Raw genomic sequence first — 6,217 nt, forward strand, 5'->3', positions numbered from 1 at the left:
GGCCCACCCGGCGTCGTCGGGTGGGCCCTCAGCACAGGGTCGGAACTCCGCCCCGGTGCACGGTCTTTCACGCCTTCACCCCTTCACGCCCCGCGCCTCAGGAGGAGGCGGATCAGCTCTGTCGTCTGCCCGCGCCGTGCCCAGGCGATCCACGCCAGCGGCAGGATCAGGATGAGCGGCGTGGCGGCGTTCTCCCCGCCGAGCGCGGCCACGCTCACGATGAACGCACCGATCATCAGCCCGACGAGAGCCGTCGCGCCGACGGAACTGAGCACCGGGATCAACAGCGCGATCCCACCGAGCACCTCAAGCGCGCCGATCACATACATCCCCGGATCGCCCCACCCGAGCCTCTCGAAGGCCTCGACCGCCGTGGGGTGCGCGATCAGCTTCGGCATCCCGCTGGCGAGGCCGAAGAACAGGGCGAGCACCACCTGAACCGTGCGCAGCGCGATACGGACGGAGCGGCGCCCGGCTGCGGCGCGACCGCCCGTGGCGGCGGTGCTGGTGGAAGCGCTGGTGACGGAGGTGGCACTGGCGGAGGTGGCGGCCGTGGTCATGGTGATCTCCTCGGTGAGCAGGGGCTGTTGTGCTGTCACCGTGATAGACCGCCCCGCCCCGCAGAACTCATCGCCCGGCGGCACCTCTCTTCCCTCTGCGCGGCCCGACGCCCCGGCCCGGCGCCCCGTCCGGGCCCCTCCGGCAGCCACGTCAGCCGACCGGCACCGCCCTCACCCAAACCCCGTCCTCCGTCAGGTACTTGTCGACCCTCAGTCCCGCCTCCTCCAGCGCCTGCTCGAACTGCTCCTTCGTGAGCGGACGGGCGCGGAACGTCTGGGTCCATACGGCGTCCGGGAAGACGTACTCCGCGTGCACCTCGTTCACCCCGTCCCCCACCGGCTCCGCCGACACGATCCGCACCGTGTACCCACCGGGGTCGACACGCTCCCTCGGCAGGTTCGTGTGGTAATCCGCGCCCTCCCGCTGGATCAGCACACAGCCGCCGTCCGTCACATGGCTCCGGCAGGCCCGCAGCATCCCGCGCCGCACCGACACGTCGCCGTCGTGCACCAGGAACGACGCGAGCATCACCACCTCGAACCGCTCGCCCAGGTCGAGCTTCTCGATCGGACTCCGGATGGCGCGCACCCGGCCGTCGAGCGCGGAGACCTTCTCCAGCATCTCGGCGGACTCGTCCACCGCCGTGACCCGGAATCCCCGTTCGAGCAGTGGCCGCGTCACCCGCCCCACACCGCTGCCCAGCTCCAGAATGTGTGCCCCGGCCGGTACGGCACCGGCGACGACATCCGGCTCGTCACCGACGGACAGGCGCGCGTACAGATCCACCGCGCAGCCGTCCGGCGTGATCGCTCCAGGGCCCGTCCCCTCGTGTCCCTCACGCATCTCAACAGTCATGCCCCCTCAACGAAGCGCTCCGGAGCCCCGTTCCCCCTCTCTCCGTGGCGGCGCGACCTACAGCGGGAACCAGCCATGCCCTCCGTACCAGTGACCGCCTGCCCTCAAGTGGTCCCCCACCGCCCTCTCCACCCTTGTCCGCCCCGGCAGCTCGGCCACGGGGAGGTCGCTGTCGCCGAAGACGAAGGCAACGGGAGTGCTGTCGTCCGGCTCCCGCCCGTATCCGTCCGCCTGACGGAAACGCTCCTGGAAGCGGACGATGTTGGAGTCCGCGGGCAGATACCGCTTCAGCTGCGGATCGAGCAGCCAGGAGTGGCACACGGCTGTCTCATATCGCTCCTCCGGGAAGTGCCGCGCGAAGAACTCCTGTGCCAGCTCCATCGACCGGTCGCAGGCCTCCGGGGACAACGGTCCCCGGAAGTCGGTTATGTGGAGGTTCAGGCAGGGGTCGCCCCGGCTCGCGGAATGCCCTGCCGCCGCCACCGTCCCGCCCATCCGCTTTCCCAGCACGGCGCGCTGGAACTGCAGCCGGCCCAGTTGATAGAGCTCGCCCCGGAAGTGCAGGGAATTCCAGCTCGGGTACAGCAGCCCGGGACCACCGCGCGCCCGGCGGTGCACCGCCATGTGCCGTCCGAGGTCGGCGAGCGTACGCCGGGAGGTGTCGTCCGGGATGCCGCGGGTCCGGTGATAGGCGCGTACGTACGGGAGGGCCGCCACGAAGACGAATACGTAGAAGCAGGACCCGAGCGCGCCCAATTCCGCAGGCAAGGGAGCGTACTCGGGGCCTGCGTCGGCCTTGCCCATGTCCCGCACTGTCGCCTCGACGCTGCGATCGAGCAGCCACCGCGCCTCCGGGTCCCCCATCAGCCGCCCGCGCAAGGCCACCAGGTCGTTGATGTCCTCGTGCGGCACGGCCAGGTCGAGCAGCACGTCCGGCAGCTCGTCGGCCGGGGGCAGCACCGCCTCGGCCCGCGGCTCCGCCGCGCCCTCGAGATCCTTCAGCCACGCGGCGAGCCGCTCGTCCGTCCTCGCCCTGTTCCTCAGTACGTCCAGCACAGCCTTACCCCCGATCGACACATCTACGATCTTGAAGCCTCCGGCCCTTCCGGTCCACCACCCACGGGTGGATCCTGGAAGGTGGAGACGGGTGGAGGCAGGTGGAGGCGCAGAGGGAACAGCGGCGGAGAGGGAGGAGATGACCTCTCGTGATGCGCACAGGAAGTGAACCGGTGACCGCGCGCAGTCCTCTGCGCATGCGCTTCTGGTTCAGCGTGTGGGGCCTGATCTGGGCGACGTTCGGCACCATCGCCTTCGCCCTCGTGGGACGACCCGGATGGGCGGTGGCCTGCGGCGCGCTCTGGCTGATCATCACCACCGACATGGCGATGATCCTGCGCCACATCCACCAGGGTCCGCACTACCAGCCGGGCCGCGACACCCCGCCGTACGAACCCCCGAGGACCGGCTAGCCCCCAGCGCCCGCGTCGCCGCCGCCGTCGTCGTCGAAGCGCGCCGCCGCCAGATACTCCGGCTGCGGGTCGAGCGCCGCGGCGAGGCGGAAGTGGCGCCGGGCCTGGTCGGGCCGCGCCGCTCGTTCGTAGGTGCGGGCGAGCGCGAAATGGGCGAACGCGTTGTCCGGTTCGCGTTCCAGGACGATGCTGAACTCAAGCTCCGCAGCACGCAGTTGAGCGGCGGCGAAGAAGGCGCGGGCCCGCAGCAGCCGCGCCGCCGTGTTCTCGGGGTGGGCCGCGATGACCGTGTCGAGCAGCTTCACCGCGCCTCGGGGGTCCCGCGCGGCAAGGAGCTGCTCCGCCGCACGGAAGTCGATGACATGGGTCTCCGGGGTAATTTCGGGCACGCGTGACTCCTTCCCTCGCTGCTCTGTCCCAACGCCCGTCACGCCGATGCCTATTCCGCCGGGCCGCTATTTGGGGCTAGGCCGCCCGCGCCCGCCGTGCCAGATCCGCCCACACGGCGCCGACACGCTGTTGCAGGCCTTCCAGCGGGCCGTCGTTGTCGATCACGACGTCGGCGATCTCCAGGCGCTTCTCGCGCGTCGCCTGGGCGGCCATCCGCGCGCGGGCGTCCTCCTCGCTCATGCCGCGCAGCCGCACGAGACGCTCCAGCTGGGTCTCGGGGCTCGCGTCGACGACGACCACCAGGTCGTACAGCGGCGCCAGGCCGTTCTCCGCGAGCAGCGGTACGTCGTGGACGACCACCGCGTCCTGCGAGGCCGCGCCCTCAAGATCTGCGGAGCGGGCGCCGACCAGCGGGTGCACGATCGAGTTCAGTACGGCGAGCTTCTCCGGGTCGGCGAAGACGATCGAGCCCAGTTTCGGCCGGTCCAGGGAGCCGTCGGGAGCGAGGATCTCTCGACCGAAGGCGTCAACTACCGCCGCCAGTCCTGGAGTTCCCGGCTCCACCACTTCCCGCGCGATCTTGTCGGCGTCGACAAGGACGGCTCCGGACTCGACGAGGAGACGTGACACTTCGCTCTTGCCGGCGCCGATACCGCCGGTCAGGCCCACCTTCAGCATGACCGGCAGCTTAGGGGGTGGCGTTCCGCCCCGCCCTCTCGGTCCCGGCTACGCGTCGCCCTCACGCTCCGCGAGGAAGCGCTCGAACTCCTTGCCGATCTCGTCGGCCGACGGGATGTCCACGGGCTCCGCGAGCATGTTGCCGCGCGCGTCGGCGCCGGACGCGGCGTCGTACTGGTGCTCAAGTCCCTGCACGAGTGCGACCAGTTCCTCGTCGCCCTCCTGGATCTGCCGGTCGATCTCGGTCTGGGTGCGGTGCGCCTCGGTGCGCAGGCTGTGCGCGACGCTCGGCAGCACAAGGCCCGTCGCGGCGGTGATCGCCTCGAGGACCGTCAGAGCGGCGTCCGGGTAGGAGGAGCGCGCGATGTAGTGCGGGACGTGCGCGGCGACACCGAGCACGTCGTGGCCCGCTTCGAGGAGGCGGTACTCGGCGAGCGCCGCCGCGCTGCCGGGCACCTGCGCCTCGTCGAAGGGGCTGCGGTGCCCCGGCACCAGGTCGGTGCGGTTGCCGTGCGGGGTGAGGCCCACGGGGCGGGTGTGCGGCACACCCATGGGAATGCCGTGGAAGTTCACCGCGAGGCGCACGCCGAGCCGCTCCACGATCTGCTCGATCGCCGCCGCGAAACGCTCCCACTCTATGTCCGGCTCGGGTCCGGAGAGCAGCAGGAACGGCGCGCCCGTGGCGTCCTGGAGCAGCCGCACGTCGAGCGTGGGCACCTCGTAGTCGGCCCAGCGGTCGCGCCGGAACGTGAGCAGCGGGCGGCGCGCACGGTAGTCGACGAGCCGATCGTGGTCGAAGCGCGCCACCACCTGACCGGGCAGGCTCTCCGTGAGCCTTTCGACGATCTGGTCGCCGGTTTCACCCGCGTCGATGTAGCCGTCGAAGTGGTAGAGCATGACCAGTCCGGCCGATTCCTGGGCGAGCGCCATGTCGACGACAGCGAGGCCCTTCGGCTCCCATGCGTACAAACCCTGCGGATCAAGCACTGTGACCGCTCCTCGCCCTCTTCGTCGTGACTCGTACAGCAGAACGCCCTCAGCGACGTTGGCATTCCCTCCCGCGTCTGTTCACAGCGGCTTCTTACAACACCCGTAGACGGATGCCGAGTTCACGGCGGCAGTCGGGCCTTGCGCACCTGGCCTGGTCCAGACCTTGACGCGGACATGACCCACCTCTACGTTCATATGCACACCCAGTGTTCACGTACAAGAACCGGAGGGTCACCCCACATGCGTACCCGACGCACCCTGCTCATCTCCGCGCTCGCCGCGACGGCCGCCACCGGAGGCCTGTCCTTCGCGGCCACCGCTTCGCCCGTATCGACGGCCGCCGGGACCATCGAGGTCTCCACGGCGGCCGAGCTCAAGTCCGCGCTCACCAGCGCCTCCCCCGGCGACACGATCCACCTCGCCGACGGCACGTACACCGGGAACTTCAAGACGAGTACGGCCGCGAGCTCAGGCGCCCGCATCAACCTGACCGGCTCCTCGAAGGCGGTGCTCACGGCGGGCGGCGGATACGGCCTGCATCTGAACGGCGCCTCCTACTGGACGGTGAAGGGCATCACCGTCACGGGCGGCCAGAAGGGCATCATGATCGACTCCGCGAAGGGCGTCGTCGTGGACACCGTCACGGTCCACGGCCTCGACATGGAGGGCGTGCACTTCCGGAAGTCGAGCACTGACGGCGTCATCAAGGGCTCGAAGATCTACGACACCGGGAACGACGACCGCGGCATGGGAGAGGGCGTCTACGTAGGCAGCGCCAACACACTCTCCGACAAGAGCGACAACGTACAGATACTGAACAACACGATCGGCCCCGACGTGGGCGGCGAGGCCGTCGACCTCAAGGAAGGCACCACGGGCGGCAAGGTCTCCGGCAACACCTTCGACGGCAAGGGCCTGACCGGCAACAACTACGACGACTCGTGGATCGACGTGAAGGGCAACAACTACGTCATCGAGAACAACACCGGCAAGAACACCACGAACAGCGGCTACGAGACCCACAGCCAGCAGTCGGGCTGGGGCTGCGGCACGGTCTTCCGCGGCAACAAGTCCAACCTGAGCGGCTCGACGGGCGACAAGCAGCTGGCCGTCAACGTGACCAACTTCAGCGGCAGCTGCAAGACGACGGTGTACGCGAGCAACACAGTGACGGGCGGCAAGGGCCTGACGAACATCACGGTCACGCCGTAGCAGCGCCCGCAGGGGCTCGAGGAACCGCGCGAAGTACAAAAAGCGGGCCCGCACCCAAGGGG

At 69.6% G+C, this 6,217-nt stretch carries 8 protein-coding genes; 2 read left to right on the plus strand and 6 right to left on the minus strand.

Translation table 11 applies throughout. The features are described 5' to 3' along the window. Positions 1-83 precede the first annotated feature (83 nt). The 3 genes from ACFQ7F_RS45030 to ACFQ7F_RS45040 all read right to left on the minus strand — a co-directional run bounded on the left by ACFQ7F_RS45030 (position 84) and on the right by ACFQ7F_RS45040 (position 2,376). Complete coding sequence (locus ACFQ7F_RS45030) at positions 84-560, minus strand: DoxX family protein (RefSeq protein ID WP_383285319.1); 477 nt, start codon at positions 558-560, stop codon at positions 84-86. A gap of 151 nt (positions 561-711) precedes the next feature. Continuing rightward, positions 712-1,416: a class I SAM-dependent methyltransferase gene (locus ACFQ7F_RS45035; protein WP_383285321.1), complete on the minus strand. Its 705-nt coding sequence runs from the start codon at positions 1,414-1,416 to the stop codon at positions 712-714. A 57-nt stretch (positions 1,417-1,473) separates the two neighbouring features. Beyond that, positions 1,474-2,376: an acyltransferase domain-containing protein gene (locus ACFQ7F_RS45040; protein ID WP_383285339.1), complete on the minus strand. Its 903-nt coding sequence runs from the start codon at positions 2,374-2,376 to the stop codon at positions 1,474-1,476. A gap of 248 nt (positions 2,377-2,624) precedes the next feature. Here ACFQ7F_RS45040 and ACFQ7F_RS45045 point away from each other — a divergent pair, with 248 nt between their 5' ends. After that, on the plus strand, positions 2,625-2,885 hold the full coding sequence (locus ACFQ7F_RS45045; RefSeq protein WP_383285324.1) for a DUF6343 family protein: 261 nt from the start codon (positions 2,625-2,627) through the stop codon (positions 2,883-2,885). On the opposite strand, the gene ACFQ7F_RS45050 is transcribed toward ACFQ7F_RS45045, so the two are convergent. From ACFQ7F_RS45050 to ACFQ7F_RS45060, 3 genes are all read right to left on the minus strand, one after another. Continuing rightward, the gene (locus ACFQ7F_RS45050; RefSeq protein ID WP_383285327.1) at positions 2,882-3,274 is read right to left on the minus strand and encodes a tetratricopeptide repeat protein; all 393 of its coding nucleotides are present in this window, start codon (positions 3,272-3,274) and stop codon (positions 2,882-2,884) included. The two genes, ACFQ7F_RS45045 and ACFQ7F_RS45050, sit on opposite strands and share 4 nt — an antisense overlap. 76 nt (positions 3,275-3,350) lie before the next feature. Further along, positions 3,351-3,953 carry a dephospho-CoA kinase gene (gene coaE, locus ACFQ7F_RS45055; protein WP_383285330.1) on the minus strand — a complete coding sequence of 201 codons (603 nt, stop codon included), beginning with the start codon at positions 3,951-3,953 and terminating at the stop codon, positions 3,351-3,353. Positions 3,954-4,001: 48 nt separating this feature from the next. Next, a complete protein-coding gene (locus ACFQ7F_RS45060) occupies positions 4,002-4,940 on the minus strand; it encodes a PAC2 family protein (RefSeq protein ID WP_383285333.1) in 939 nt (312 codons plus the stop codon). A 243-nt stretch (positions 4,941-5,183) separates the two neighbouring features. On the opposite strand from ACFQ7F_RS45060, the gene ACFQ7F_RS45065 reads away from it, so the two are divergent. After that, positions 5,184-6,155: a sheath polysaccharide-degrading enzyme gene (locus ACFQ7F_RS45065; protein WP_383285336.1), complete on the plus strand. Its 972-nt coding sequence runs from the start codon at positions 5,184-5,186 to the stop codon at positions 6,153-6,155. Positions 6,156-6,217 lie beyond the last annotated feature (62 nt).

The sequence above is a fragment of the Streptomyces sp. NPDC056486 genome, from assembly GCF_042795295.1.
Classification (GTDB): domain Bacteria; phylum Actinomycetota; class Actinomycetes; order Streptomycetales; family Streptomycetaceae; genus Streptomyces.

Excerpts from the sequence above, each read along its gene's own strand:
- coaE (WP_383285330.1), bottom strand. The coding sequence starts at position 3,953 with ATGCTGAAGGTGGGCCTGACCGGCGGTATCGGCGCCGGCAAGAGCGAA.
- ACFQ7F_RS45035 (WP_383285321.1), bottom strand. The coding sequence starts at position 1,416 with ATGACTGTTGAGATGCGTGAGGGACACGAGGGGACGGGCCCTGGAGCG.
- ACFQ7F_RS45030 (WP_383285319.1), bottom strand. The coding sequence starts at position 560 with ATGACCACGGCCGCCACCTCCGCCAGTGCCACCTCCGTCACCAGCGCT.
- ACFQ7F_RS45045 (WP_383285324.1), top strand. The coding sequence starts at position 2,625 with ATGCGCACAGGAAGTGAACCGGTGACCGCGCGCAGTCCTCTGCGCATG.
- ACFQ7F_RS45065 (WP_383285336.1), top strand. The coding sequence starts at position 5,184 with ATGCGTACCCGACGCACCCTGCTCATCTCCGCGCTCGCCGCGACGGCC.